Raw genomic sequence first — 25,470 nt, forward strand, 5'->3', positions numbered from 1 at the left:
GGTCGTGTTCGCCTCCGTAGCCGTCGCGGCTGCCGCGGGCGCGGGGACACCGCTGCTGGCGTTGTATCGGAGCACCTGGGACTTCGCGCTGTGGCAGCTGACCGCCGCCTTCTCGATCTATGCGTGCACGCTCCTGGCCACCTTGCTCGTTGCGGGCTCGTTGTCCGACCACCTCGGCCGGCGTCCTGTCCTGCTGGGCGCGCTAGGACTGATGATCCTCGCGAGCTGCCTGTTCCTGATCGACGACGGCATCGAGTGGGTACTGGTCGCGCGAGCGCTGCAGGGAGTCGCGACCGGCGCGGCCACGAGCACCTTCACAGCTGCGATCATCGAGCTCAGCAGCGCACGACGACGCCCCCTCATGACGGTTGTCACCAGCGCCGCCCCCATCGGCGGACTGGCCCTCGGGGCCGTACTCACTGGAGCGTCCCTGGACGTCGTCGCCGATTCCACGCGGTTCGTCTTCGCGTTGCTCATCGTCTCGTTCGTGATCGGGATCCTCGCGGTACACGCCGCACGGGAGACCTCCGCGTGTGTACCGGGCGCGATCGCCTCACTCAGACCTCAGCTGATGGTCCCGCACCCTGCGCGACCCGTATTCGCTGCTGTCGCGCCGCTCGTCGCCGCTGGATGGATGTTCTCGGGCCTGTTCCTCGGACTAGGGCCCACCTTCGACCATGTGATCCTCGGCGTCGACAGCGGCGCGGGAAACGGTGCCTTCGTCGCCTTGCAACCGGCCGCCGCGGCGCTCTTCGGCATCCCGTTCGCCCGACGGCCGGCGAGGCGAGCGGCCAGCCTCGGGGCATTGCTGATGTTGGCCGGCGCAGCGCTTGCGGTCGCAGGGCTCTTGACCGCCCAGCTCGCGCTGGTCGCCATCGGAGCAATCGTCGGCGGAGCCGGCCAGGGCGCAGGCTTCGGCTCGTCGCTGCGTCTGCTCGGAGACGCAGCGGACAGCACCGACCGAGGTGGACTGTTCTCCGCGGCGTACCTCGTCGCCTACACCGCATACGGCCTGCCCGTACTGGTTGCCGGCTGGGCAGCCGACAACTTCGATCTTCGCATCGTGCTGCTGGTCTACGGCACCGTCGTGGCCGCGCTCAGCGTGTGGGCGCTGACGGGCCTGTTGCTGCACCGACGCAGGCCCTGGCACCGCACCGCTGAGAGGGTACGCCGATGAATCGGCTCGCGACGGTGGTGGCGCGCGACGTGGGAAAGATCTACAGCGACGGGCCTACGGAGGTGATCGCGGTGCGCGCGGCGTCGTTGGTGCTCCGTCCGGGCGAGATGGTCGCGATCGTCGGGCCTAGCGGTTCGGGGAAGTCGACCTTCCTCGCGTGCCTGGCCGGGCTGGAGAGAACGAGCCGAGGAAGCGTGACGATTCTCGGGCACGACCTGGCGACTACAGGGCGTCGCGCCCAAGCCCTGTTGAGGCGGCAGCACGTCGGCTTCATCTTCCAGTCGTACAACCTGATCTCCTCCCTGACCGCGCAGGAGAATGTGGAGCTGCCGCTGCGCCTGGCAAAGGACCGGGCAACGGCGAGCGAGCGAGCGAGCGCAGCGCTCGACCTGGTGGGGCTCGGACAACAGGCCCATCGCCGCCCGCCTGAACTCTCCGGAGGGCAGCAGCAACGTGTCACGATTGCCCGCGCGCTCGCCGTGGAGCCTGAGGTCGTCTTCGCTGACGAGCCGACAGGCGCCCTCGACACCGTTGCCGCAGCACAGGTCCTGCGACTTCTTCGTGAAATCGCCGACGCCGGAAGTTCGGTCCTCCTCGTGACCCACGACGTCACGGGTGCGGCCACGGCCGACAGGGTCCTCGTGCTGCGCGACGGCTCGATCGTCGACGAGATCGAGCAGCCCACCGCCGAGCGCGTCTTCACCGCGCTCAACGGGGCGGGGAGCGCGGCGTGAGGGCGATGCTGCACCTGGTGCTCGCGGAGCTACTGGCGGCCGCCGTCCTGTGGGTGGGCGTCGGCGCCGTTACCGGCACGGCCGGGTACACCGCGGGACTCGTCGCAAGCCTCGTCACCACGGCCCGTGATCTCGAAGGGACCTCCGAACTAGCCCTGTATGGCATCAGCGGGACGGCGATCGCGTTCACGGCGATCGCGATCGTCGTCACGGTGGCCTCAGTGAGCGAACTGACGCTCGCGCTGCTGCGTCGCCGGTTTGCTCTGTGGATTCTCGCGGGGGTGACACCGGCTGGGCTCACAACCGCCGCGCTGACCCAGCTGGCCATCGTTGCCGTTCTCGGCGCATCGACCGGCGCCGTGCTCGCGGCCGCGACAGCAGGGCGTGTCGGGGGTGCGGTGCTGGCACAGATCCCCACGCTCTCCCAGGTTCGGGTGCACCTTGGTGGCCCCGGAACGGTCATCGTCGCGAGTACGGTCGTCGTTCTGACGGCATGCGCCGGGTTCCGCCCCGCACTGCGCGCTGGGCGCAACGTCGGCGTGGATCCGCGTCAAGATCCTCCCGGCCCGCCCCAGGGGATGGGAGCTAGCCGCTGGATAGCGTCAGGACTGACTGCGGCAGCACTCGCCAGCGTCGTGGCCAGCGTCCCCGGCTCGGTCGACCCGGGAACCCCTCTGCTGCTCATCGCACCCCTCGCTGCCGCGTTGCTCGCTACCGGGGCGCCGGTCTTCGTCGCGCGCTGGGTGCGGCACTGGACGCACCTGGTCTCACGGAACCCGCGACCGACCTGGCTCATCGCCCGCGCGCAGGCCAGGGAACTTCTGGCGCGAAGCTCTGGACCGATCGGCCCGATCCTCGTCACGGTCGCGTTGACGGGCGGGCTGTGGGCCGCCTCGGCAGCAACACACTCCGTGCCGGGCAACGGGCAGGCAGGTGCGCTGGGCCTCCTAGTCGTGCTCGCGGCTCCTCTCATCGTCACCCTGGTCGGATCCGCCGCCACGGTCGTGATGCTCGACCGGGGACGAAAGAGCACCAGCACCGTCGCGCACAGCCTCGGTGCGACACGATTACAACTCATTGGCACGTCGGTCTTTGAGATCGCGATCATCGTCACGACGTCAGCGGCACTCGGAACAGTCTGCGTCGGGATCACGATGATTGCCGCAGCCTGGACGCTGGGGTCGGACGCCGTCCTCGCCGCCGCGCCCGGGTCAATCTCGGCCATCGGGTGCGCCACCGTCGTCTGCTTCGCAATCCAGTCAGTGGCCGTGCTACCAGCGGCCGTTCTCACCGCGGCCACGGCGAGGAAAGAGCACCACACACCTGGACGAAGACACCAAGAAGCCCCGAGAGGAACGTCATGACGAAAGACGAAGACATCCGCGCCACCATCAACGCGCTCATTGCGCGCGAGCACGACCTCAGAGCCCGCCTCGCGGCGGGGAGGATCGAAGCGAGCACCGAGAACCGAGAACTGGCCCGGACAGAGGAACAACTCGACCTGTGCTGGGACTTGCTCCGCCGGCGTGAGGCCGCACGAGAGTTCGGCCGAGACCCGGACAACGCAACGGTCCGGCCGTCCGCCGTGGTCGAGGGATACCTCGAGTAGTGCGACAGATCCACTGTTCTGCCACGCCGGTGCTAGGCGGCGGACCCGGCGCCCGGCGCCTCCAGTTGGCACTGTCCCTGACGGGTCCGCTCACGCAAGCGCGTCCCATCGTCCGTTCGCGACGCCATTGCCCTTCGCTGTCCGGCGCTTCGGCTCGGTCCAGCGCCTGAGCGTGGCCCGCTCGTCGAGACGCGGCGCTTCGACGCCCGCGGCTCGCGCCGGCCACGTCACCCACGCTGAGAGCAGCTCCACGAGCGCAAGGCGTGTTCCAGAGTCCACTGTCGCAGGTCGTAGATGCCCAGCGCCGCTCCACGGTACTTCCCAGGCGACACGAAAAGCCCTCCGACTCAGCGTTTCCGCTGGTCAGAGGGCCTTCCTCGGTGGGCGATACTGGGTTCGAACCAGTGACCTCTTCGGTGTGAACGAAGCGCGCTACCACTGCGCCAATCGCCCGAGTGCGTGGACGATACTAGCCACACTTCCGCCGTCGGACCAAACCGGATCCGTGCGGCGTGGCCCACACCGGTCCACGACACCGCAGGTCACGGGTCGAGGCGCTCGCGGCACAGCTTCTCGAAGACCTCCCGCGCGGCGAGGGTGACCTCGCCCGCGGCGACGTCGACGCCGTCCAGCCACGTGACCGGCTGGACGTTGCGGCCCGAGGACGTCAGTGCAAGGGCGGCCCGTCCGGCGGACACCTCGTCCAGGACGTCGAAGCCGAGCTCGCCCTCGTGCGCCTCGCGCACCGGGAGTCCCGCCTCGGCGCCCCATTCCAGGACCAGGGCACGCGTGATCCCCGCGAGGCACCCGGAGTCCAGCCGCGGCGTCACGAGCTCGCCGCCGCGCTCGACGAACACGTTGGAGCCGGTGCCCTCGCACAGCTCGCCGACCGTGTTGGGCAGGATCGACTCGTCGGCGCCCTTGGCCTTGGCGTCCGCGAGCGCCACGACGTTCTCCGCGTAGGAGGTCGTCTTGAGCCCGGCGATCGGTGACCGCTCGTTGCGGGGCCAGGGTGAGCGGGCCGAGCGGGACTCGGGTGCCATGACCGAGTCCTGTGCCGCGACGACGACGCTCTGCGCGCCGGGCACCCGCATGGATCCGAGCGGTCCGACGCCGGCGGTGACGGTCAGGCGCAGGCGGCCGTCGAAGGGGCCGGACGCGGCGACGGCGGTGTCGAGCACGGCGGTGACGCCGTCGCGCACCTTCCGCTCGTCGGGGGCCTCGAGGCCGAGGCCGAGCGCGGACCGCCGCAGCCGGGCGAGGTGCCGCGTCAGCGCGAACACCTGCCCGTCGAGGACGGTGCACGTCTCGAAGACGCCGTCGCCCACGGTGATGCCGTGGTCGACCGCGCTCAGCGCGGCCTCCTCGGCTCCGACCAGCCTGCCCTCGGCCCAGATCACGAGACTCATGGGGCTCAGTCTGCCCGACGGCGGCGGTAGACCAGGTGCGTCACCTCCGGCGTGTGCCGGGCGGAGACGGCGTCGAGGTCGTGCCGGCCGACCCCGTCGAACAGCCGCACTCCCCCGTCGGTGTCGAGCAGCACGGGTGCGACGTGCAGCCGCAGCTCGTCGATCGCGCCGGCCTGCAGGCACGCGTTGACGGTGCGCACCCCGCCGGCGATCGACACGGACCCTGCGCCGACCGCTCGGCGGGCCGCGGCCAGGGCGTCCTCGAGACCGGTGGTCACGAACCAGAAGGTCGTGGCGCCGAGCACCAGGGGCTCGCGCGGGTGGCGGGTCAGCACGAACACGGGAGCCCGGTACGGGGGCTCGTCGCCCCACCACCCGTGCCAGTCCGGGTCCCAGGGTCCGGTGTCGGGCGAGAACATGCCGCGCCCCATGACGTAGGCGCCGGCGTCGAGGATCCCGTCGATCTCGTCGCGGTGGTCGTCGGCGTGGTCGAACATCCACGAGTGCAGCACCTCGCCGGTGCCGACGACGTCGCCGAAGGGGCGTTCGCGACTGGGGTGCGGACCGGCGGTGAAGCCGTCGAGGGACACGGACAGGTCGCAGGTGATCGGTGTCATGCCGGTCCCGACCTGCCGGACGGCGTCGACTCATCGGTCGTGCCGCAGTCGTCGTTCACGGCCGGTAGCTGCCGAAGCTCCACAGGTTGCCCTCGGGGTCGGCGACGGTCGCCGAGCGCCCGCCGTAGTCCTGGTCGGCGGGTTTCATGACGGCCCGACCGCCCGCCACGACCGCGGCCTCGAAGACGCGGTCGACGTCGTCGGTGACCGCGTAGGTGGCCCCGTGCCCGGGTTCGACGGGCCAGCCGGGGCTCTCGCGGTGCGTGCCCAGCATGAGTCCGCCACCGCCGGGCCAGGAGAGCTGGGCGTGCTGGACGACGCTGCGGTCGTCGGGGTCGCGGTGGACGACGTCCTCGGTGAAGCCGACGGCGCGCAGCCAGGTCAGGGCGGCGTCGGCGTCGCGGTAGCGCAGGGTCACCCACAGCGCGGTCATCGGGTTCCTCCCGTCGGTCGATCGAGCCTGCCCTGTCCACGCTAGGGGCGCGGCGGCCCGCTCGCCGTCCCGGAGGCGAGCCCGACGAGCCGTGCCGCCTTGAGCTCGGTCTCGCGCCACTCGGCCTGCGGGTCCGAGCCCCAGGTGATGCCGGCGCCGGTGCCGAACCGCAGCACGCCGTCGGACCACCAGAAGGTCCGGATGCCGACGGCGAGCTCGGCCCGGTCGCCGTCGACCCAGCCCACGGCGCCGCAGTAGGGCCCGCGGGGCACCGGCTCGAGCTCGTCGATGATCCGCAGGGCGGAGGACTTGGGCGCGCCGGAGACCGACCCCGGGGGGAACGTCGAGCCGAGCATCCGGCGCCACCGGTCCGGCGCGGCCCGCACGGTCCCGGCGAGCGTGCCCTGCACCCGGGAGACCAGGTGCACCAGCCCGGGATGCTCCTCCACGCCCAGCAGATCGGTCACGGCGACGGTGCCGGGCACGCACACCCGCTGCAGGTCGTTGCGCACCAGGTCCGTGATCATGACGTTCTCGGCACGGTCCTTACCGGTCAGCCCGGCCGGGGTGCGTGCGGTGCCCTTGATCGGACCCGAACCGAGCATCCCGGCCTCCAGCGAGAGATACAGCTCGGGTGAGGCCGACACGACCCAGACGGGGTCGACGCCGCTGGCGACCGGCACGTGCACCGCGGCGGCGTACGGCGCCGGGTTGCCCGTCGCCAGGCGCTCGGCGAGCGCTGCCGCGTCCGGCTCGCCGTCGTCGACGCGCAGGGGCGCGGACAGCATGCGGCAGACGTTGGCCTGGTACACGGTCCCCTCGCGCACGTGGTCGCGCACGCGGGCGACGGCCGCCTCGTAGGCGGCACGGTCCATCGAGCTGTGCCAGGAGCTCGCGTCCGGACCGGTCCAGCCGACGTCGGACGCCCCGGGCCGCATTGGGACGGCGGCGCCGACGTCGGGCCCGTCGTCCCGGACCTCGGCGAACCGCCAGGCGCGCGCCCGCCCGCCGCGGCCGAACGCCTCGAAGTCGACCACCACGAACCAGGGACCGTCGTGCTCGAGCCGCTCCGGTGCGCGCTCCAGGTCGACGCACTCGACGACGTCGGTGGCGGTGCGGCCCGCGAACCGGGCCCACGATGTCGGCTGCTGCACGGGCAGCACCGTATGCCAGCACCTCCACCTGGGGCGATTGGACGGAATCGTGGGCGTCCATTAGTGTTTCCTTCGCGCCGGAACACCGGGGAACACCCCGACATGTCCGGTCGCGCGGATGTAGCTCAGTTGGTAGAGCACCACCTTGCCAAGGTGGATGTCGCGAGTTCGAGTCTCGTCATCCGCTCGGAGGCCCACTCCCTGCGACCTCGGCAACGAGAGCGCCGGAGAGCACGTCTCAAGGTGGGTTGGCCGAGAGGCGAGGCAGCGGCCTGCAAAGCCGTATACACGGGTTCGAATCCCGTACCCACCTCGGGCGATTGGCGCAGCGGTAGCGCGCTTCCCTGACACGGAAGAGGTCACTGGTTCGATCCCAGTATCGCCCACCACCACGACAGGCCCCGGACCCACGGTCCGGGGCCTGTCGCGTTCCACGGCAGCGCGGCGTAACGTCGCTCACATGTGCCGCAACATCACCACCCTGCGCGGCCTCGAGCCGCCCGCCACCGCCGAGGAGATCGAGGCGGCCGCCGCCCAGTTCGTGCGCAAGGTCACGGGAGTGGCCTCGAACGCGGCGCCGGCCTCGCGCGAGCCCTGCGAGGCCGCGTCCGCCGAGATCGCCGCCGTCCTGACACGCCTCCTGGACGAGCTTCCGGCACGACGCCGGCCCCCGACGACGGTGCCTCCGCTGCGTCGCGAGGAGGTCCGGGCCCGGATCGCCGCCCGCGAGGCGGCCTCGGCCTGAGCCCCGGGGCTGCGACACTGCAGCGGCGCAGGTCACACCCCTGGCGATTGGACCTGCGGGCCGCCGGTCCAGTACTGTTCCTCAGGCGCCGGAACACGGGGGACGCCCCCGAAAGTGTCCGGACGTGCGGATGTAGCTCAGTTGGTAGAGCACCACCTTGCCAAGGTGGATGTCGCGAGTTCGAGTCTCGTCATCCGCTCCACGGGCGATTGGCGCAGCGGTAGCGCGCTTCCCTGACACGGAAGAGGTCACTGGTTCGATCCCAGTATCGCCCACCACCACGACAGGCCCCGGACCCACGGTCCGGGGCCTTCGCCATTCCTGGGTCCACCACGCCGACGTCCCGGGCAGCGGCCGGTAGGCTCGCCCGCGTGGAAGCCGACCGCAGCGCCGACAGCCCGCCCGCCGTGTCCGCCACGATGCACCGCGCCAAGACCGGCGCGCGGGCCGCGCACGTGACCGTCGGCAAGGTGCGCGACCGGGCGGACGGGACGGTCGAGATCGACTGCTCGTGCGGCATGGTGCTCACCAACGGCCCGCACTGGTCCCTCGACGAGCACATCCGCCTGCACCGCGCCGAGGCGCGCTACCTGGCGCTGAGCGAGGTCGCACCCGCCGGCATGCCGCGCCTCATCCCCGTGGCGGCCGACCGCTTCCCGCGGTAGCGAGGGCCCGGCGCCCTCAGAGCTCGTCGGGGTCGTCCCAGGAGTGCCCGCTGGAGGCGCCCTCCATCGGGCGGCGCTCCGACTGCGACAGCGAGTTCGGGGCCTTCGTGGCGTCTCCCCCGGTCCGGGGATCGCCGTGCGGGTCGCTGGCTGACCGCCGCTTCGGCGCGATCCGCGCCTGGGAAGCGATCGACTCGTCGAGGAGGGCACGCCAGCGGCGCTCGTCCGGGTCCTCCGTGTCCTTGCTCATTCTCCAGGTGTACCAGGAGTCGGCGCGATGCGCCGCTGCTTGGCACACTTTTTCGATTCACGGGGGCTCAGGCACGGCACGACCGTCCGGCCCGGCCGACACGCGGCACGCTCCCCACCCACCCGCCGCGCCCGGTCGAACTAGGGTGTCCGGGTGACCGCTGGTGATCCCCCCGAGGCAACCGGACCGCCGTCGGGCGGCCTCCGGGCACCCCAGGTACGGCATCGCGACCGGTGGCCGGGCTCCCGTCCCCTGGTGTGGGCGCCCCGTGCCCGCACCGTCGAGGTCGTGCTCCCCCGCACCGACGGACCCGACGAACGCCGCCCGCTGCGCCTCGTGGGCGCGCACGAGCCGGGCTACTGGCGCGCCGACGACGAGCTCGCCCCCGGTACCGAGTACGCCTTCAGCATCGACGCCGGCACCGCCCTGCCCGACCCGTGCAGCACCTCGATGCCCCACGGCCCCTACCGGCCCGGACGCGTGCTGGACGAGTCCTACGCGTGGCACGACGAGTCCTGGCGCGGCGCGGACCTGCGGCGTGGCGCCCTGCTGCACCTCGACGTGGCCGGCGCGACCCCCGAGGGCACCCTGGACGCGGCCGCCGGCCTGCTGCCCCGCGTCGCGGCCCTGGGCGTCGACGCGGTCGAGCTGGGCCCCGTCGCCGCCCACGATCCTGACCACGGCCTCAGCGGTGGAGCACGGCTCTTCGCGGTCCACGAGCCCTACGGTGGCGCACCCGCCCTGGCCCGGTTCGTCGACGCCGCCCACCGGGCCGGGCTCGCCGTCGTCCTGGACCTGCCCCACCGGTGGGCCGTCGCCGACCGGCTCGACCTGCACGCCTTCGCGCCGTACGCGGTCGGGGCCCGCCTTCCTCCGCGCGCCGGATCCGGCGTCACCTCTGACACGCCGCGCGTCAACCTCGACGGGTCCGGCAGCCGCGGCACCCGGGACTTCCTCGTCGCCGACGCCCGCCGGTGGCTCGAGGACTACCACGTCGACGGGCTCCTGCTGGACGTCGAGGTCCTCACCGACCGGTCCGCCGTACCGTTCCTCGCCGAGCTCGCCGAGACCGCGCAGGACGTCGGCGCCCGCACCGGCGTCCCGCGCACATTCCTCACGGACGGCGTCGGTCGCAGCGACCGGCTGACCACCGCGGTCGCGACGATGCTCGACGGCAACATCGCCGCTGCGATCGACTCGATGCAGCGGATCTGGGCCGAGTTCATCGGGGACGGCAGCGCGGTGCCCGGCATGGCGGGCCTCCCCGGCCGGCGTTCCCGCGGGCCACGCTCCGGCACCCTGGTCGACGACATCACGCGGCTGCCCGCCGCCGCCCGCCAGGTCTCCTGGTCGCCCGACCGGGACGCCGGACCCTCCGCACCGTCGCCCGACGACGTCGCCGTGCTGCTGACCCTCGCCACCCTCGCCGGCACGCCGCTCGTGCTCGACACCGAGCACGTGCCGCTCGTCGGGGACACCCTCGCCGCACGCCGCCTGCGGGACTGGGCGCGCACCTTGCTGCGCCTCCGCGCCCCGGCCCTTGCCGACCTGCACGCCGGCGTCGACCTGCACACCGACGGTCGTACCCTCGTCGCACGTCGCGGCGAGAGCGCGATCCTCGTCAACGTCGACGACCGGGCCACCGACGTCGACCTGGAGCAGCACCTGCCCGACCCCGCTACGTGGCAGGTCGCCGCCTCCTGGCGCCTCGACGAGACCCACCTCGTGGCCGGGCGCCTGAAGATCCCGGCCCGCACCCCGGTCGTGCTGCGCACCGACCGGGCCGACCCGACCCCCGACGCCCCAGGAGCCGCACCGTGACCGCACCCCGCTGGACCGCCGACCCCGCCGAGGCGCTGCGCTGGACGCCGGTGACCCGGCTCGACGCCGTCGACCCGCGCTCCACCCCCGGGTTCGACGGCGGCAAGGGGGACGGCCGCGAGCTGCTCGGCGACCACCGCGACGAGCTCTCCGACCTGCAGGAACGGCTGTTCGCGCACGGCCGCACCGGCGGGGACCGCACCGTGCTGCTCGTGCTGCAGGGCATGGACACGGCCGGTAAGGGCGGCGTCGTGCGCCACGTCGTCGGCATGGTCGACCCGCAGGGCGTGCGCTGCCGAGGGTTCGGGCGGCCCACCGCCGAGGAACGGGCCCGCGGCTACCTGTGGCGCATCCGGCGCGCCCTGCCCGAACCGGGCCTGATCGGCGTGTTCGACCGCTCCCACTACGAGCAGGTCCTCGTGGTCCGCGTCGACGACCTGGAGCCGGAGGCCACCTGGCGGGCCCACTACGACGAGATCAACGAGTTCGAGGCCGGGCTCGCCGCCGGCGGCACCGCGATCGTCAAGGTGATGCTGACCATCTCCCCCGACGAACAGCTCGAGCGCCTCACCTCACGGCTCGACCGGCCGGACAAGCACTGGAAGTTCGACCCCGCCGACCTGCGCGCCCGCGCGCAGTGGGCGCAGTACGAGGCCGCGTACACCGAGATGCTGGACCGCACGAGCACGACGGCCGCGCCCTGGTACGTGGTCCCCGCCGACCGCAAGTGGTACGCACGCCTCGCCGTCGGCCAGCTCCTGCTGCAGACGCTGCGCGGGATGGACCTGACGTGGCCGCCCGCCGACTTCGACGTGGCCGAGCAGCGCCGCCTGCTGACGGGCGGCTGAGCGCTCAGGCGGGGTCCGCCAGGCGGCGACCCTCCTCGGCCAGCGCGCCCAGGCGCGACAGGGCCCGGTAGTACTTCTTGCGGTACCCGCCGCGCAGCATCTCGTCGGAGAAGAGCTGCCGGTGCGTGGTGCCGTCGACGCCGGAGAGGAGCACCGGCACGTCCCGGTCGTACAGGCGGTCGACCAGGACGACCACCCGCAGGGCCACCTCCTGGCGCGTCACCGGACGCACGCCCGTCAGTCCGACCAGCTCGACGCCGTCCAGCAGCGCGCCGTAGCGCGACGGGTGCACGGTGGCCAGGTGGGCCAGCAGGTCGGCGAAGTCGTCCAGGACGGCGCCCGGCCGGTCCGCCACGGCCGCTCGGACCGCGTCCGCGGCCAGCGGCGCCGCGTCGGTCACGACCGCGCGATGCCGGTAGTCCTCGCCGTCGACGCGCAGCACCTCGAACCGGTCGGCCAGCGCCTGGATCTCGCGCAGGAAGTCCTCGGCGGCGAAGCGGCCCTCGCCCAGGGCGTCCGGCAGCGTGTTGGACGTCGCGGCCAGGGCCACCCCGCGGTCGGCGAGCTCGCGCAGCAGACGCGACATCAGCACGGTGTCGCCCGGGTCGTCGAGCTCGAACTCGTCGATGCACACCAGACTCTTGGCCGACAGCGCCTCGACGGTAGGCAGGAATCCCAGGGCGCCCACCAGGTTCGTGTACTCCACGAACGTGCCGTAGGCGGCGGTGCCCGGCCCGCACGCCTCGGTCACGGCGTGCGCCAGCGACGTCAGCAGGTGCGTCTTGCCCACGCCGAACCCGCCGTCCATGTACACGGCCGGCGGCGTGCGCCGTCGACCGAGCAGCGCCCGCAGGCCGGACGGCGCGGGGGCGGCGATCTCGGCGGCCACCTCCTGCAGCCGGTCCAGCGTGGCGGCCTGGCTCGGGTGCTCCGGGTTCGCCCGGTAAGACGCGAACCGCGCCTCGGCGAAGTGCCGCGGCGGGACCAGGTCCGCCAGCAGGCGCTCGGGGGTGACGGCGGGGCGCACCGCGGCCAGGGAGGTCGTCGCGGTCGGGTCCTGGGACTGCACGGCTGTCACGGGCATCCAGCCTACGTGCGCGACCTACACTGCCCGCTGTGAGTTCCGACACGCCGGCCCTGCGCCTGCTCGCCCCCACGACCGCCGACCTGCCGCCCGACCCGGCCGAGGAGACATTGGCCGAGCTCTACCGCCCCGCCGCGGCGCGCCACCTGCGCGTGAACATGGTCGCCACCGCCGACGGTGGCGCCTGGGGCGCGGACGGACGGTCCGGGACCATCAACGACGCCACCGACGCCCGGGTGTTCCGCGTGCTGCGCGCCCTGGCCGACGTCGTGCTGGTCGGGGCGGGCACGGCACGCGACGAGGGCTACACGGCGCTGGAGAGGCCGGCCGGACTCGAGCACCTCGCGGCCTCGCCGCTCGAGCTGGCCCTGGTGACCCGCTCCGGTGAGGTGCCCGACCGGGTGCGCCACGGCGCACGGGCCCCGTGGGTCGTGACCGGACAGGCCGGCGGCGACCGGGCACGCTCCGGCGTCGGCGACGACCGCGTCCTGGTCTGCCCGGCGGGAGCCGACGGCGTGGACCTGCGCACCGCCGTCGACCGGCTGGCAGAGCTCGGCATGCGGCACGTCCTGAGCGAGGGCGGGCCGCACCTGCTCGGGGCGCTGCTGGCGGCCGGCGCCGTCGACGAGCTCTGCGTCACCACCACACCGGTCGTGGTCGGTCCCGGACCCGGCAGGATCGTGGCCGGTGACGCGGGACCGGGAACGCCCGACGCCCGGTCCGACGCCCGCCTGGGGCACCTCCTGCTCGGCCCCGCCGGCACCCTGGTGGCCCGGTGGGAGCTGCGCGGCGGGCCCGGCTCGCAGCACGACGCGCCCGTGCCGTAGGTTTCCCTCATGGCTGCAGACTCCTGGACCGTCGTCGTCCTGACCGAGGACGCCCTGACGTCCGCCGACGTCGACCACATCACCTCACTGCACCCGGACGAGGAGATCGTCTATCGCGTCCTGGTCCCGGCGGACACCGAGCACAACGTGGTCGCCTCCGTGCTCGACCACCTCGGGATGCTCCAGCTCCGCGAGGCGTGGGACGACCTCGTCGGCAAGGAGCCGACCCCCGAGCAGGCCTCGCAGACCGCCTCCGAGCAGGTCGTGACCTCGGTCGAGCTGCTGCGCGCCACCGGGGCCGCCGCGAGCGGCGAGGTGACGCAGGACGACCCGCTGCCGGCGCTGCAGGCCGCCGTGGCCGCCGGCGGCGACGAGATCGTCGTCGTCACCTACCCGCACGCGGTCGAGGACACTTTCCACACCGACTGGGCCTCGCGCGCCCGCGAGGAGCTCCAGGTCCCGGTGCTGCACCTGTACGCGGGCACCAGCGCTCTCGGCGACTGAGCACGCGCGGCACCGGGCCCGCGGGGCCGCGCGTCGCGACGAGCGCTGCTGCCGGCGGCGCCCGGCCTCAGCGCACCCGGTGCCCGGCGCGCACGATCGTGGCGCGCACCAGCTCGTCCATCGAGTCGCAGAACGGCGGCTCGTCCAGCAGGTCGTGGTCGACGGCCGCGACGGACAGCTCCGTGCACCCCAGCACGACGACGCCGGCACCCCGCTCCGCGAGCCGGCCCGCCACCGCCCGCAACGTGTCCGGGTCCGAGGGCCGGCCGGCCTTGACCTGGTCGTAGATGACCTCGTTGACCAGGCGCTGGTCGTCCGCGTCGGGGGTGACGACGTCGAGCCCCTGCCGGGCGAACGCCTCGTGGTAGACCCGCGAGGCCACCGTGCCAGCGGTGGCGAGCAGGCCCACGGCCCGCGCGTCGGGCGCCCGGCGGCGTGCCGCCGAGACGGTCACGTCGACGATCGACAGGAACGGCACGGTGATCGCGTCGAGCACCTGCTGGGTGAAGTAGTGCGCCGTGTTGCACGGCATCACCAGGAACCGCACCCCGAACGCCTCGAGCCGGCGGGCGTCCCGGGCGAGCACCGGGCCGGGGTCGTCGGTGGACCGGCCCAGCACGAACTCGGTCCGGTCGGGGATCGTCGCGTGGTTCAGCACGATCAGGTCCACGTGCTCCTGGTCGCGCTCGGCGTCGGTGAGCTGGACGACCCGCTGCAGGAAGTACGCCGTCGCCAGGGGGCCGACGCCGCCGATCACCCCGACCGGCGGCGTCGGGCCCTCGCTCCGGCCCGCCGGCGCGACCGGGTCGCTCACCGCGCGCCCTGCCAGGCGAGGCGCCGCGCCTCGGCCACCGGGTAGTGCCGCGCGTACTTGCGCCACTGGTTGAGCTGGGCCACGCACAGGTAGGCGATCCGACGCGGGTCCGTCTCGGCGCGGTACCACAGCGGGTTGGTGGACCGGCCGCGGCGGGCGAGCCGGCGTGCCTCGGCACGCACGGCGTCGTCGAGCACGTAGCGCCGCAGCAGCGCACCGGGCAGCACCGTGTACAGGTGCCTCGTGTCCAGCTCACCGGTGGGGGTGAGCGGGACGTCGGGCCCGAGCACCGACCGCGCGTCGGGGTCGAGCCCGCGCAGGTGCTCGTGGACGTAGAACCGCACCGGGTTGGCGCCGGCCGCCGCGATGTAGAAGTTGGACCGTCCCAGACGCGGGTTCAGCTCGAAGAACACGTACCGGCCGTCGCGCGGGTCGTACTTGAGGTCGAAGTTCGCGAACCCCGTCCACCCGACGTGCTCCAGCAGGCGGGTCGCCTGCTCGACGACGTCGTGCTCGAGCTGGGTGATGATGCCGGCCGGGTTCCCGAGCGCGCCGGGCGTGTGCTCCTCGAGCAGCACGTGCCCGAACGCGGAGAACCGCACCTTGCCGTCGGCGTCCGAGTAGCAGGTCAGGATCCGCATCCCGGAGTCGTCGCCAGGGATGTAGTCCTGGATCACGAACGACCCGGTGTAGCCCGCGGCGTGCACGCGCCCCATCAGGTCCACCAGCTCGTCGCGCGTGTCGACCAGGAAGACCTTCTTCTTCCCGGCGAACTCGACGTCGTGGTAGGCCGCGGTGCTCGCCGCCTTGGCGATGACGGGGAACGTCAGGCCGGACGTGTCGGGCTCGCCGCCGGCCGCCACGTCGTGCACCACCGTGGTGGGGTGGGCGATGCCGAGCTCGGCGCACAGGTCGCCGAAGCCCTCCTTGTCCGTGAGCCGCAGCAGCAGCTCCTCGCCGACGTACGGGACCGTGTAGAGGTCCTCGATCCGGTCGCGCTGCTCCACCAGCGTGCGCACCAGCCAGTCGGCGGACCCGACGACGACGAGGTCGGCGTCGGTGTGCTCGGCGGCGACGGCACGCAGGCGCGCCACGATCGCGTCGGGGTCGTCGATGCGCGGCTCGACGACGTGGGTGAGGATGCGCGAGTGCCGCACCAGCCCCGTGGACATTCCGGACACGACCACGGGCCGCACGCCGTACGCCTCGTGGAAGGACCGCGCCAGGGAGTAGGCCCCGATGTCGCCGCCCAGGACGACGGGTTGCAGACGCCTCATCGTTCCCCCTTCCCCGCGGTCGAGCGGGTCGCGGCGGCGCGGGCGGCCTCGAAGTTGGCCCGCAGCGCCGCCGTCGGGTAGTAGCGCCGGTACTTGCGCACGTGGTTGACCAGCGCCGTCAGGACGTACAGACGACGGCGGGGCGAGGCGTCGGCCGCGTACCGCAGCGGGTGCACCGTGCGGCCGGTGCGCATCAGGCCCACGACCCGGGCCCGCAGGCCGTCGTCGAGGACGTAGTGGCGCAGGAGCCGGTGCGGGACGACGCAGTACAGCACCTCGCGGCGCGCGGTGACGAGGTCCCGCCGCTTGCCGTGGATCACGTCGTCGACGAGCACCTCCGTCGGGTTCTGCCCGCCCGCGGTCAGGTAGTAGTTGTTGCGCCCGATGCGGGGGTTCTGCTCGAAGAACTTGAACACGCCGTCGCGCGGGTCGAGCTTGACGTCGAAGTTCGCGAACCCGTGCCAGCCGACGTGCTCGCACAGCCGCTGCGCGGCGTCGAGGATCTCCTCGACCGGCTCGACGATCATCGCCGACGGGTTGCCGCGGGCCGCCGGCGTGCGCTCCTCGAGCAGCACGTGGGCCGAGCAGCGCAGCGTGACCCGGCCGGAGGTGTCCGAGTAGGTGGTCACCGACCGCATCTGCGTGTCGTCGCCGGGGATCATGTCCTGGACCAGGAACCGGCCGCGGAACCCGGCGCCGCGCAGGGAGTCCCAGAGGCGCGCGAGCTCCTCGGGCGAGGCGATCTCGTAGATCTTCTTCTTCCCGGCGAACGTCACGTCGTGGTAGTCCGCGCTGGAGGCCGGCTTGGCGATGACCGGGTAGTCGAAGTCGACCGGCGCGGGCGTCCAGTCGCCGTCCGCCGCGTCCGCGAAGTCCTGGATCACGGTCGCGGGCGTCGGGATGCCCAGCTCGGCGCACACGGCGGAGAACTCCGCCTTGTCGCAGATCCGGTCGATGAGCTCGGTGCCGGCGTAGGGCAGCACGTACCCGGCGGCCTCCAGCTCGCCGCGGTGGTGCACCAGCACCCGGACCACCCAGTCCATGTTGGACTGCAGCAGCAGCGGCTCGCCGTGCCCGGCCGCCCGACGCCCGGCGGCGACCCGCTGCAGCGTCGCGACGATCTGGTCCGGTGCGGTGCCCGAGAGCACCGCGTCGATGAGCTGCGAGTGCGCGATCGGACCGGGCTCGGCGAACGCCACGATCGTGGTGCGCAGCCCGTAGGCCTCGTGGAAGGACCGGGTTAGCGCGTACACGCCGATGTCCGACCCGACGATCACGGGGTGGAACCCGGGGCCCTCGGCCCCGGGTCCCGTGTGGGGCGTGGTCACGGGTGCGTCAGGCCTCCTGCTCGGTGCGGTCGCCGGACCACAGGGTGTGGAAGGTGCCCTCGCGGTCGGTGCGCCGGTAGGTGTGCGCACCGAAGAAGTCGCGCTGCGCCTGGATCAGCGCGGCGGGCAGGCGGTCGGCCCGCACGCCGTCGTAGTAGGCCAGCGACGAGGAGAACGCCGGGGCCGGGATGCCGGCGGCGGCCGCCTGCGCGACGACGCGGCGCCAGGCCGGCAGGCCGTTCCCGACGGCGTCGGTGAAGTACTCGTCGGCCAGCAGCAGCGGCAGCTGCTGGTCGCGCTCGTAGGCCTCGGTGATGCGGTTGAGGAACCGCGCGCGGATGATGCAGCCGCCGCGCCAGATGCGGGCCATCGCGCCCCGGTCCACGTCCCAGCCGTGCTCGGCCGACGCCGCTGCGATCTGGTCGAAGCCCTGGGAGTAGGCGACCACCTTGGAGGCGTACAGGGCCTGGCGCACGTCCTCGATGAACGCGGCCCGGTCGGTGACCTGCAGGTCGGTGGCGTGCGCGGGCAGCGTGCCGCGGGCGGCCTCGCGCTGGGGCACGCCGCCGGAGAGCGCCCGGGCGAAGGTGGCCTCGGCGATGCCGGTGATCGGCACACCCAGGTCCAGGCCGTTCTGCACGGTCCAGCGGCCGGTGCCCTTCTGCTCGGCCTGGTCCAGGACGATGTCGACGAACGCCGACCCGGTCTCGGCGTCGACGTGCTGGAGCACGTCCGCGGTGATCTCGATGAGGAACGACTCGAGGTCGCCGGTGTTCCACTCGGCGAAGATCTGCCCGATCTCCGCCGCCGTGGCACCCAGACCGCGCTTGAGCAGGTCGTAGGCCTCGGCGATGAGCTGCATGTCGGCGTACTCGATGCCGTTGTGCACCATCTTGACGAAGTGGCCGGCGCCGCCGGGGCCCACGTAGGTGCAGCAGGGCGTGCCGTCGACCTTGGCGGAGATCGCCTCGAGGATCGGGCCCAGCGACTCGTAGGACTCGCGGGTGCCGCCGGGCATGATCGACGGACCGAGCAGCGCGCCCTCCTCGCCGCCGGAGACGCCGGTGCCGACGAAGTGCAGGCCGCGCTCGCGCAGGGCCTCCTCGCGCCGGATCGTGTCGGGGAAGTGCGCGTTGCCCGCGTCGACGACGATGTCGCCGTCCTCGAGCAGCGGCAGCAGCTCGTCGATGACCGCGTCGGTCGCGGCGCCCGCCTTCACCATGATGACGACCTTGCGGGGCCGCTCCAGCGAGGCCACGAAGTCCGCCATCGACTCCGACGGCACGAAGTCGCCCTCGTCGCCCGCCTCCTCGATCAGGGACTGCGTCTTGCCGTAGCTGCGGTTGTGGACCGCCACGGTGTAGCCGTGGCGCGCGAAGTTGCGCGCGAGGTTGCGGCCCATCACCGCAAGGCCGGTGACGCCGATCTGGGCACGTGCTGTCATCGCTTCTGCTTCCTTCGTCAAAGTCGTCGCCCGGCTGCTCGCTCCGAGTGCTGGACCCGAGCGCCGGCAGGCCGCGACCAGCCTAGTCGCCCTGGCGTGCGCCCGGGCGCACCGTGCCGGGATGCGGACTGCACGCCCCCGCTGCGGCACGTCGCCGCCGGTCCGGGGCGCCGTCGTCGTACCGTGAAGCCGTGACGGGCGAGGAGACCGAGGTACCGCAGCGGTTCGCGGCCGCGCTGAGGTCGCTGCGCGGGCGCCGGACCCGACCGGAGGTGCGGCTCGTCGAGATCCCGGGCCCGCGGCGCGTGGCGCCGTTCTCGCTCGCCGTGGAGGGCGAGGTGGTCGCGGACGCCGAGGAGATCGCCACCGGCCGGTTCGTGGTGCTGCACGACCCGGCGGGCCAGGACACCTGGCGCGGGGACTTCCGGGTGGTGACGCTGGTGCGCGCCCAGCTCGAGGCCGAGCTCGCGGCCGACGAGATGCTCGGGGACGTCGCCTGGACCTGGGTGACGGAGAACCTGGAGCGCTCGGGGGTCGGCGCGGTGGCGGCGGGCGGCACGGTCACGCGCGTGCTGTCGTCGAGCTACGGCGCCCTGGCGGGCACGCCGGACGCGGTGGACCTGGAGATCCGGGCCTCGTGGACGCCGACGAGCACGGACCTGGGTGCGCACCTGGAGGTGTGGGCGGACCTGATGTCGACGGTGGGCGGCCTGCCGCCGCTGCCCGACGGCGTCACGGCGCTGGACGTACGACGCCGTACGGTGGGCCCATGAGCTCCGGTGTACCTGCGACCACGACCGACGTCGTCCCCCTGTCCGAGCCGGCCGAGGGTGTCGGCCGGGTGATCACGACGGCGGCCGCGCTGGCCGACGTGGGAGAGGCGTTCGGGGCGGGGTCCGGTCCGGTGGCCGCGGACGCGGAGCGTGCGTCGGGGTACCGGTACGGGCAGGCCACCTACCTGGTCCAGCTGCGCCGGGCCGGGGCCGGCACGGCGCTCGTCGACCCGACGGAGCTGCCGGACCTGTCCGCGCTGGGCACCGCCGTCGGGGACGCGGAGTGGGTGCTGCACGCCGCCTCGCAGGACCTGCCGGGCCTGGCCGAGCACGGCCTGCGACCGGCGTCCCTGTTCGACACCGAGCTCGCGGCCCGGCTGCTGGGGATGCCGCGGGTGGGTCTGGCGGCGGTGGTCGCCGACACGCTGGGCCTCGGTCTGGCCAAGGAGCACTCGGCGGTGGACTGGTCGACGCGGCCGCTGCCCCAGGACTGGTTGCGGTACGCCGCCCTCGACGTCGAGGTGCTGGTCGAGGTGCGCGACGTGCTGGCCGAGCGGCTGGCCGAGGCGGGCAAGTCGGAGTGGGCGGCGCAGGAGTTCGAGCACGTGCGCACCCTGCCGCCGCCGGCGCCGAGACCCGAGCCGTGGCGCCGGGTCTCGGGGACGCACACGGTCAAGGGGCGGCGGCGCCTGGCCGTCGTGCGCAGCCTGTGGCAGGCGCGCGAGGAGAACGCCCGCCGTCGCGACGTCTCCCCCGGCCGGGTGCTGCCGGACCGCGCGATCGTGGCGGCGGCGAAGGCGATGCCCGCGTCGGTGCCGCAGCTGGTGGCGCTGCCGGATTTCGCGACCAAGGGGGCACGACGGCGGGCCCCGGCGTGGCAGGAGGCGATCGACCGGGCGCTGGCCCTGGACGAGGCGGACCTGCCGTCCACGCGCGGACCGCGGACCGACGGGCCGCCGCAGCCGCGCACCTGGGCGGACCGAGACCCGGTCGCAGCACGGCGGCTGGCCGGGGCCCGCGACGTGGTGTCCGCGCTGAGCGAGGAGCTGTCGGTCCCCGCCGAGAACCTGCTGCAGCCCGACGCGCTGCGCCGGGTGTGCTGGACCCCGCCGGAACCGGCGAACGCCGAGGAGATCGGCGATTTCCTGCGGGGCCGGGCGGCACGTGAGTGGCAGATCGAGCTGCTCGCCCCCCGGCTGGCCGCCGTCTTCGCCGCGACCTGATACGCCGTCTCACGTGGTCTATGCTGTTACCGGTACTCGCGGTAGCGTGTACCCGAGTCCCCGGGTGATCCTCCGGGACTGAGCGACGATGCTCTCGGCACCGTCGGACCCGACCCACGCAACGGACGGAGCTGCCATGACCGAGGCCACCCAGGCCCCCGGCACCACCCGCGACCCGGCGCGCCCAGCACTGCGCGACGTCGTCTTCGTCGAGGGTGTGCGCACCCCCTTCGGCAAGGCGAAGGCCGACGGCCTCCTCGCCGAGACCCGCGCCGACGACCTCGTCGTCAAGGCGCTGCGCGAGCTGCTGCGCCGCCACCCCGAGCTGCCCGCCGACCGCATCGACGAGGTCGCCATCGCCGCCACCACCCAGCAGGGCGACCAGGGCCTCACCCTCGGCCGCACCGCCGCGCTGCTGGCCGGACTCCCCCACACGGTGCCCGGGTACGCCATCGACCGCATGTGCGCCGGCGCCATGACCGCCGTGACGAGCACGGCCTCGAGCATCGCCGTGGGCGCCGCCGACGTCGTCGTCGCCGGCGGGGTCGAGCACATGGGCCGCCACCCCATGGGCCTCGACGCCGACCCCAACCCGCGCTTCCTGTCCGAGAAGCTCGTCGACCCCGAGGCGCTCAACATGGGCGTCACCGCCGAGAACCTCCACGACAAGTTCCCGCACCTGACCAAGGAGCGCGCGGACGCCTACGCCGTGGACACCCAGTCCAAGTACGCCAAGGCGCTCGCCAACGGCGACATCGGCCCGGAGATCGTGCCCGTCGCCGTCCGCTCCGCCGAGAAGGGCTGGGGCCTGGCCACCGCCGACGAGCTGCCCCGCCCGGGCACCACCGTCGAGGGCATCGCCGACCTCAAGACGCCGTTCCGCCCCGGTGGCCGCGTCACCGCCGGCAACGCCTCGCCGCTGACCGACGGCGCCACCGTGTCGCTGCTCGCGAGCGGCGAGACCGCCGGGGAGCTCGGGCTGCCCGCAGCGATGCGTCTCGTCTCCTACGCCTTCGCCGGCGTCCCGGCCGAGATCATGGGGTACGGCCCCGTGCCCGCCACCGACAAGGCGCTCGCCAAAGCCGGCCTGAGCATCGACGACATCGGCCTGTTCGAGATCAACGAGGCCTTCGCCGTCCAGGTCCTCAGCTTCCTGGACCACTACGGCATCGCCGACGACGACCCGCGCGTCAACTCCTACGGCGGCGCCATCGCCGTCGGTCACCCGCTGGCCAGCTCCGGCGTGCGTCTGATGACCCAGCTCGCGCGCCAGTTCGCCCAGCACCCCGAGGTCCGCTACGGCATCACCACCATGTGCGTCGGACTCGGCCAGGGCGGCACCGTCATCTGGGAGAACCCGCACCACGCCGACTACTCGGGCCACGTCCCGTCGACCCAGGAGGGCTGAACGACCATGACGGAGACCACCGCACAGCCGCGCGCCGAACGCGTCACCCACTCCCTCGTGCGCGACGTCGAGCTCCCCGGCGGCCAGGGCACCCTTGCGCTCGTCACCCTCGACAACGGGCTCGACCACACCAAGCCCAGCACCCTCGGGCCCGAGGGCCTCGCCGAGCTCACCGCCGCGCTGCAGACCCTGCAGCGGCGCGCCGCCGCCGGCGAGATCGTCGCCGTGGGCGTCACCGGCAAGCCGTACTTCCTCGCCGCCGGCGCCGACCTCCTCGGCGTCAGCGCCGTCACCTCCCGGGAGCAGGCCCTCGAGCTGGGCCGGGCCGGCCACGCCGCCTACGAGCTGCTGCACACCATGGGCGTGCCGACGTTCGCGTTCGTCAACGGCCTCGCGCTCGGCGGCGGCCTCGAGGTGGCGCTCAACTGCGACTACCGCACCGTCGCCTCCGACGCCGCGGCCCTCGGCCTGCCGGAGACCGGCCTCGGCCTCGTGCCCGGCTGGGGCGGCGCCTACCTCGTGCCGCGACTCGTCGGCATCGAGAAGGCCGTGGACGTCATCCTGACGCGCCCCGCCGCGAACAAGCCGTTCAAGCCCGCCGAGGCCCTCGAGATCGGTCTCGTCGACGAGCTGTTCGAGGCCGCCGACTTCCTCGAGCGCTCCATCGACTGGGCCGCCCGGGTCCTCGCGGGCGAGGTGACCCCGGCGCGGCGCGAGCTCGACCCGCCCCAGGTGTGGGACGCCGTCGTGCAGGCCACCCGCGAGCGCCTGGACGCCGTCATCAACGCCTCGCGGCCCGCGCCGTACCGGGCGCTGGACCTGCTGGCCGGTGCGCGCGACGCCTCCCGCGAGGAGGCCTTCGCGGCCGAGGACGAGGCGCTGGCCGACCTGATCATGACCGACGAGATGCGCTCCAGCGTGTACGCGTTCGGCCTGACCTCGTCGGGCAAGAAGCCGAAGGGCGCCCCGGACAAGTCGCTGGCCAAGCCCGTGACCCGGGTCGGCATCGTCGGTGCCGGCCTCATGGCCGCCCAGATCGCCCTGCTCGTCTCGCAGCGGCTCGGCGTGCCGGTCGTCATGCGCGACCTGGACACCGAGCGCGTCGAGAAGGGGCTCGGCTACGTCCGCTCCACCGTCGAGAAGCTCGTCGGCCGGGGCCGCATGAAGCCCGAGGTGGGCGACCGCATCGTCGCCAGCATCTCCGGCACCACCGAGATCGGCGAGTTCGCCTCCTGCGACGTCGTCGTCGAGGCCGTCACCGAGGTGATGGGCCTGAAGAAGAAGGTGTTCGCCGAGCTCGAGGACATCGTGAGCTCCGACACCGTCCTGGCGACGAACACCTCGGCGCTGTCGGTCACGGAGATGGCCTCCGACCTGCGCCACCCCGAGCGCGTGGTCGGCATCCACTTCTTCAACCCGGTGGCCCAGATGCCGCTGGTCGAGGTCGTCAACGCCGAGCGCACCTCGGACGAGGCGCTCGCCACGGCGTTCGCGATCACGAAGAAGCTGCGCAAGACGGCCGTGCTCGTCGCGGACCGTCCGGGCTTCGTGGTCAACCGTCTGCTCGTGCTCGTCATGGGCAAGGTCGTCGAGGCCGTCGAGAACGGCACCTCCGTCGAGGTCGCCGACACCGCGCTGTCGCCCCTCGGGTTCCCGATGCCCACCTTCGAGCTGTTCGACCTGGTGGGCCCCGCCGTCGGTCTCCACGTGCTGACCTCGCTGCGCGAGGACCTGGGCGAGCGGTTCCCCCGCTCCCCCGGCCTGGAGAAGCTCGTCGCCGACGGCACCCGCGTGGTGGCGGACGCGCCGGGCCGCGGTCTGCCGAAGCCCGTCGACCCGGCGATCCAGACGGTGTTCGGCGAGGCGCTGCCCGCCGGGTCCGAGGGTCGCGCCGGCACGCCGGTGCTCGACGCCGCCGGCGTCCTGGACTCGGTGCTGACGGCGCTGACCGTCGAGATCGGCCACATGCTCGACGAGCAGGTCGTGGCCGACCCGAGCCAGATCGACCTGTGCATGATCCTGGGTGCCGGGTGGGGCTTCCACACCGGCGGGATCACGCCGTACCTGGACCGCACCGGGTACAGCGAGCAGGTGCTGGGCCGTCGGCTGCTGCCCGACGGCGTCGCGAACGTCCCCGGGGGCTCCGCCTGAGCCCGGTCGCCTGACAACGCCCTCCCGGGGGTGACGCACCACCCGTGGCCCGGTCCGACGTCGGACCGGGCCACGGCTGTCTCACCGCTCCGTCGCCCTCTCTCCCTCTCCCCCTCTCCCCCCTCCCCCCGCGAGATACCGGCCGGTCGCCGAGATACCGATGCGTCGCCCACTCGGACGGCGATCCACCGGTATCTCGGCGACGAACCGGTATCTCGCGCGGGGGGGTAGCGGGGAGCCGTGCGCTAACCTGTGGGTGGGCGGTGCGTCCCGCCCCACCCTCTCCCCGGTGCTCGCGCCATCGGGACCGCGACAGTGGTGAGGGCAAAGGGGACCTCGAGTGCTCGACGCGTCGCACAGGACACTGTGTTCCGGTGCGGCACCGGCGGGCGCGGGCCGCGGGTGGCGCACCTGTGAGCACGAGGAGTCCTCATGACCACGCACGAGTCCTTCAAGCGCCGCGTCCGCGAGCGCATGGCCCGTACCGGTGAGCGCTACGCCGCCGCCCGCCGCACCCTGCTGTCCGCCTCGGCCGGCGCGCCGGGTGCACCCGCCCGGCGGGTCAGCGAGCCCGAGCTGTCCGACACTCGGGTCCGCTCCGCGACCGGCCTCGGCTGGGACGAGTGGGTCGCCCGGCTGGACGCCGGGCCCGGCCGCACCGCCGGCCACCCCGAGATCGTCGCCTGGCTCACCGACCACGCCGAGATGTCCGGCTGGTGGGTGCAGACGGTCACCGTCGGCTACGAGCGGATCACCGGCATCCGGCTGCCGGGCCAGATGCCCGACGGCACCTTCACGGTCAGCCGGTCGAAGCTGCTCGGTGCGAGCCGGGACACGGTGCGGGCGCGCCTGCTCGACGACGGCGGTCCGGGCGCCCTGGTGCCGGGGCTGACGCTGACGCCGCGGTCCCGCCCCGGCGTCAGGAGCCCGCGCTTCACCGTCGCCGAACTGGGGGCGGACGGTGACGTCGTCCAAGGCGTGCTGCTGCTGTCGACCGACGCCGTCGGCGACCGCTGCCGCCTGACCGTCAGCCACGAGAAGATCGCGTCGCCGGCCGAGGCCGAGCAGTGGAAGAAGTTCTGGGGCGAGTGGCTCACGACCCTGGCGGACGAGCTCGGCTGACCCCTTCTGGAGTCCGGTCCCCTCCGTCCGTCACCGCGAGATACCGACCGGTC

The 25,470-nt window shown here is 73.2% G+C and carries 25 protein-coding genes and 6 tRNA genes; 20 read left to right on the forward strand and 11 right to left on the reverse strand.

Annotation, left to right across the window (positions count from 1 at the left end):
• Positions 1-4: 4 nt before the first annotated feature.
• From HDG68_RS04900 to HDG68_RS04915, 4 genes are read left to right on the forward strand one after another with little or no spacing between them, the layout of a single operon-like run.
• The gene (locus tag HDG68_RS04900) at positions 5-1,177 is read left to right on the forward strand and encodes an MFS transporter (protein WP_216647999.1); all 1,173 of its coding nucleotides are present in this window, start codon (positions 5-7) and stop codon (positions 1,175-1,177) included.
• Positions 1,174-1,911, forward strand: a complete 738-nt coding sequence (locus tag HDG68_RS04905; protein ID WP_172149840.1) for an ABC transporter ATP-binding protein — start codon at positions 1,174-1,176, stop codon at positions 1,909-1,911. The genes HDG68_RS04900 and HDG68_RS04905 overlap by 4 nt, the downstream gene beginning before the upstream one ends.
• Complete coding sequence (locus tag HDG68_RS04910; protein WP_172149842.1) at positions 1,908-3,275, forward strand: ABC transporter permease family protein; 1,368 nt, start codon at positions 1,908-1,910, stop codon at positions 3,273-3,275. Before HDG68_RS04905 ends, HDG68_RS04910 begins: the two co-directional genes overlap by 4 nt.
• The gene (locus HDG68_RS04915; protein ID WP_172149844.1) at positions 3,272-3,520 is read left to right on the forward strand and encodes a DUF2630 family protein; all 249 of its coding nucleotides are present in this window, start codon (positions 3,272-3,274) and stop codon (positions 3,518-3,520) included. Before HDG68_RS04910 ends, HDG68_RS04915 begins: the two co-directional genes overlap by 4 nt.
• 381 nt (positions 3,521-3,901) lie before the next feature.
• On the opposite strand, the gene HDG68_RS04920 is transcribed toward HDG68_RS04915, so the two are convergent.
• The 5 genes from HDG68_RS04920 to HDG68_RS04940 all read right to left on the reverse strand — a co-directional run bounded on the left by HDG68_RS04920 (position 3,902) and on the right by HDG68_RS04940 (position 7,133).
• A tRNA-Val gene (locus tag HDG68_RS04920) sits at positions 3,902-3,973 on the reverse strand.
• A gap of 89 nt (positions 3,974-4,062) precedes the next feature.
• Positions 4,063-4,929 (reverse strand): aminotransferase class IV, encoded by an 867-nt coding sequence (locus HDG68_RS04925; protein ID WP_172149846.1) that lies wholly within the window; start codon positions 4,927-4,929, stop codon positions 4,063-4,065.
• 5 nt (positions 4,930-4,934) lie between these two features.
• Positions 4,935-5,546 carry a dihydrofolate reductase family protein gene (locus HDG68_RS04930; protein WP_172149848.1) on the reverse strand — a complete coding sequence of 204 codons (612 nt, stop codon included), beginning with the start codon at positions 5,544-5,546 and terminating at the stop codon, positions 4,935-4,937.
• A gap of 55 nt (positions 5,547-5,601) precedes the next feature.
• Complete coding sequence (locus tag HDG68_RS04935) at positions 5,602-5,979, reverse strand: VOC family protein (RefSeq protein WP_172149849.1); 378 nt, start codon at positions 5,977-5,979, stop codon at positions 5,602-5,604.
• 41 nt (positions 5,980-6,020) lie between these two features.
• Positions 6,021-7,133, reverse strand: a complete 1,113-nt coding sequence (locus tag HDG68_RS04940) for a chorismate-binding protein (protein ID WP_172149851.1) — start codon at positions 7,131-7,133, stop codon at positions 6,021-6,023.
• Between the two features lie 114 nt (positions 7,134-7,247).
• Between HDG68_RS04940 and HDG68_RS04945 the strand changes: the two genes are divergently transcribed.
• From HDG68_RS04945 to HDG68_RS04975, 7 genes are all read left to right on the forward strand, one after another.
• Positions 7,248-7,320, forward strand: a tRNA-Gly gene (locus HDG68_RS04945).
• 55 nt (positions 7,321-7,375) lie between these two features.
• Positions 7,376-7,446, forward strand: a tRNA-Cys gene (locus HDG68_RS04950).
• Between the two features lies 1 nt (position 7,447).
• Positions 7,448-7,522 (forward strand) — tRNA-Val (locus HDG68_RS04955).
• Between the two features lie 71 nt (positions 7,523-7,593).
• Entirely contained in the window at positions 7,594-7,878 is a 285-nt protein-coding gene (locus HDG68_RS04960) for a DUF2277 domain-containing protein (protein ID WP_172149853.1), read from the forward strand.
• A 126-nt stretch (positions 7,879-8,004) separates the two neighbouring features.
• A tRNA-Gly gene (locus tag HDG68_RS04965) sits at positions 8,005-8,080 on the forward strand.
• Between the two features lies 1 nt (position 8,081).
• Positions 8,082-8,156 (forward strand) — tRNA-Val (locus tag HDG68_RS04970).
• Between the two features lie 93 nt (positions 8,157-8,249).
• A complete protein-coding gene (locus HDG68_RS04975; RefSeq protein ID WP_425483723.1) occupies positions 8,250-8,543 on the forward strand; it encodes a hypothetical protein in 294 nt (97 codons plus the stop codon).
• Positions 8,544-8,559: 16 nt separating this feature from the next.
• On the opposite strand, the gene HDG68_RS04980 is transcribed toward HDG68_RS04975, so the two are convergent.
• Positions 8,560-8,793 (reverse strand): hypothetical protein, encoded by a 234-nt coding sequence (locus HDG68_RS04980; protein ID WP_172149855.1) that lies wholly within the window; start codon positions 8,791-8,793, stop codon positions 8,560-8,562.
• A gap of 288 nt (positions 8,794-9,081) precedes the next feature.
• Here HDG68_RS04980 and HDG68_RS16945 point away from each other — a divergent pair, with 288 nt between their 5' ends.
• Both HDG68_RS16945 and HDG68_RS04990 read left to right on the forward strand, forming a co-directional pair.
• A complete protein-coding gene (locus HDG68_RS16945; RefSeq protein WP_172149857.1) occupies positions 9,082-10,614 on the forward strand; it encodes an alpha-amylase family protein in 1,533 nt (510 codons plus the stop codon).
• Positions 10,611-11,462, forward strand: a complete 852-nt coding sequence (locus tag HDG68_RS04990; protein WP_172149859.1) for a PPK2 family polyphosphate kinase — start codon at positions 10,611-10,613, stop codon at positions 11,460-11,462. Before HDG68_RS16945 ends, HDG68_RS04990 begins: the two co-directional genes overlap by 4 nt.
• A 4-nt stretch (positions 11,463-11,466) precedes the next feature.
• On the opposite strand, the gene zapE is transcribed toward HDG68_RS04990, so the two are convergent.
• The gene (gene zapE, locus HDG68_RS04995) at positions 11,467-12,546 is read right to left on the reverse strand and encodes a cell division protein ZapE (protein ID WP_172149861.1); all 1,080 of its coding nucleotides are present in this window, start codon (positions 12,544-12,546) and stop codon (positions 11,467-11,469) included.
• 32 nt (positions 12,547-12,578) lie between these two features.
• On the opposite strand from zapE, the gene HDG68_RS05000 reads away from it, so the two are divergent.
• Together HDG68_RS05000 and HDG68_RS05005 are read left to right on the forward strand one after the other, a co-directional pair.
• Complete coding sequence (locus HDG68_RS05000; RefSeq protein WP_172149863.1) at positions 12,579-13,373, forward strand: dihydrofolate reductase family protein; 795 nt, start codon at positions 12,579-12,581, stop codon at positions 13,371-13,373.
• Positions 13,374-13,382: 9 nt separating this feature from the next.
• Positions 13,383-13,877: a hypothetical protein gene (locus tag HDG68_RS05005; RefSeq protein WP_172149865.1), complete on the forward strand. Its 495-nt coding sequence runs from the start codon at positions 13,383-13,385 to the stop codon at positions 13,875-13,877.
• A gap of 67 nt (positions 13,878-13,944) precedes the next feature.
• Here the strand turns inward: HDG68_RS05005 and cuyB are convergent, their stop codons facing one another.
• The 4 genes from cuyB to gndA are packed head-to-tail and all read right to left on the reverse strand — an operon-like array spanning position 13,945 to position 18,740.
• Positions 13,945-14,691, reverse strand: a complete 747-nt coding sequence (cuyB, locus tag HDG68_RS05010; protein ID WP_172149867.1) for a cysteate racemase — start codon at positions 14,689-14,691, stop codon at positions 13,945-13,947.
• The gene (locus tag HDG68_RS05015) at positions 14,688-15,968 is read right to left on the reverse strand and encodes a carboxylate--amine ligase (protein WP_172149869.1); all 1,281 of its coding nucleotides are present in this window, start codon (positions 15,966-15,968) and stop codon (positions 14,688-14,690) included. The genes cuyB and HDG68_RS05015 overlap by 4 nt, the downstream gene beginning before the upstream one ends.
• Positions 15,965-17,296 carry a carboxylate--amine ligase gene (locus HDG68_RS05020; RefSeq protein WP_172149871.1) on the reverse strand — a complete coding sequence of 444 codons (1,332 nt, stop codon included), beginning with the start codon at positions 17,294-17,296 and terminating at the stop codon, positions 15,965-15,967. Before HDG68_RS05020 ends, HDG68_RS05015 begins: the two co-directional genes overlap by 4 nt.
• 7 nt (positions 17,297-17,303) lie before the next feature.
• Positions 17,304-18,740 (reverse strand): NADP-dependent phosphogluconate dehydrogenase, encoded by a 1,437-nt coding sequence (gene gndA, locus HDG68_RS05025; protein WP_172149873.1) that lies wholly within the window; start codon positions 18,738-18,740, stop codon positions 17,304-17,306.
• Between the two features lie 191 nt (positions 18,741-18,931).
• Here gndA and HDG68_RS05030 point away from each other — a divergent pair, with 191 nt between their 5' ends.
• The 5 genes from HDG68_RS05030 (at position 18,932) to HDG68_RS05050 (ending at position 25,417) form a co-directional block, all read left to right on the forward strand.
• A complete protein-coding gene (locus HDG68_RS05030) occupies positions 18,932-19,513 on the forward strand; it encodes a DUF3000 family protein (RefSeq protein WP_172149875.1) in 582 nt (193 codons plus the stop codon).
• A complete protein-coding gene (locus tag HDG68_RS05035; RefSeq protein ID WP_172149877.1) occupies positions 19,510-20,736 on the forward strand; it encodes an HRDC domain-containing protein in 1,227 nt (408 codons plus the stop codon). The genes HDG68_RS05030 and HDG68_RS05035 overlap by 4 nt, the downstream gene beginning before the upstream one ends.
• Positions 20,737-20,872: 136 nt before the next feature.
• Positions 20,873-22,144 (forward strand): thiolase family protein, encoded by a 1,272-nt coding sequence (locus tag HDG68_RS05040; RefSeq protein ID WP_172149879.1) that lies wholly within the window; start codon positions 20,873-20,875, stop codon positions 22,142-22,144.
• 6 nt (positions 22,145-22,150) lie between these two features.
• On the forward strand, positions 22,151-24,295 hold the full coding sequence (locus HDG68_RS05045) for a 3-hydroxyacyl-CoA dehydrogenase NAD-binding domain-containing protein (RefSeq protein WP_172149881.1): 2,145 nt from the start codon (positions 22,151-22,153) through the stop codon (positions 24,293-24,295).
• Between the two features lie 432 nt (positions 24,296-24,727).
• Complete coding sequence (locus HDG68_RS05050) at positions 24,728-25,417, forward strand: hypothetical protein (protein WP_172149883.1); 690 nt, start codon at positions 24,728-24,730, stop codon at positions 25,415-25,417.
• Positions 25,418-25,470 lie beyond the last annotated feature (53 nt).

It is taken from the genome of Isoptericola chiayiensis (genome assembly GCF_013149805.1).
GTDB classification, from domain to species: Bacteria; Actinomycetota; Actinomycetes; order Actinomycetales; family Cellulomonadaceae; genus Isoptericola; species Isoptericola chiayiensis.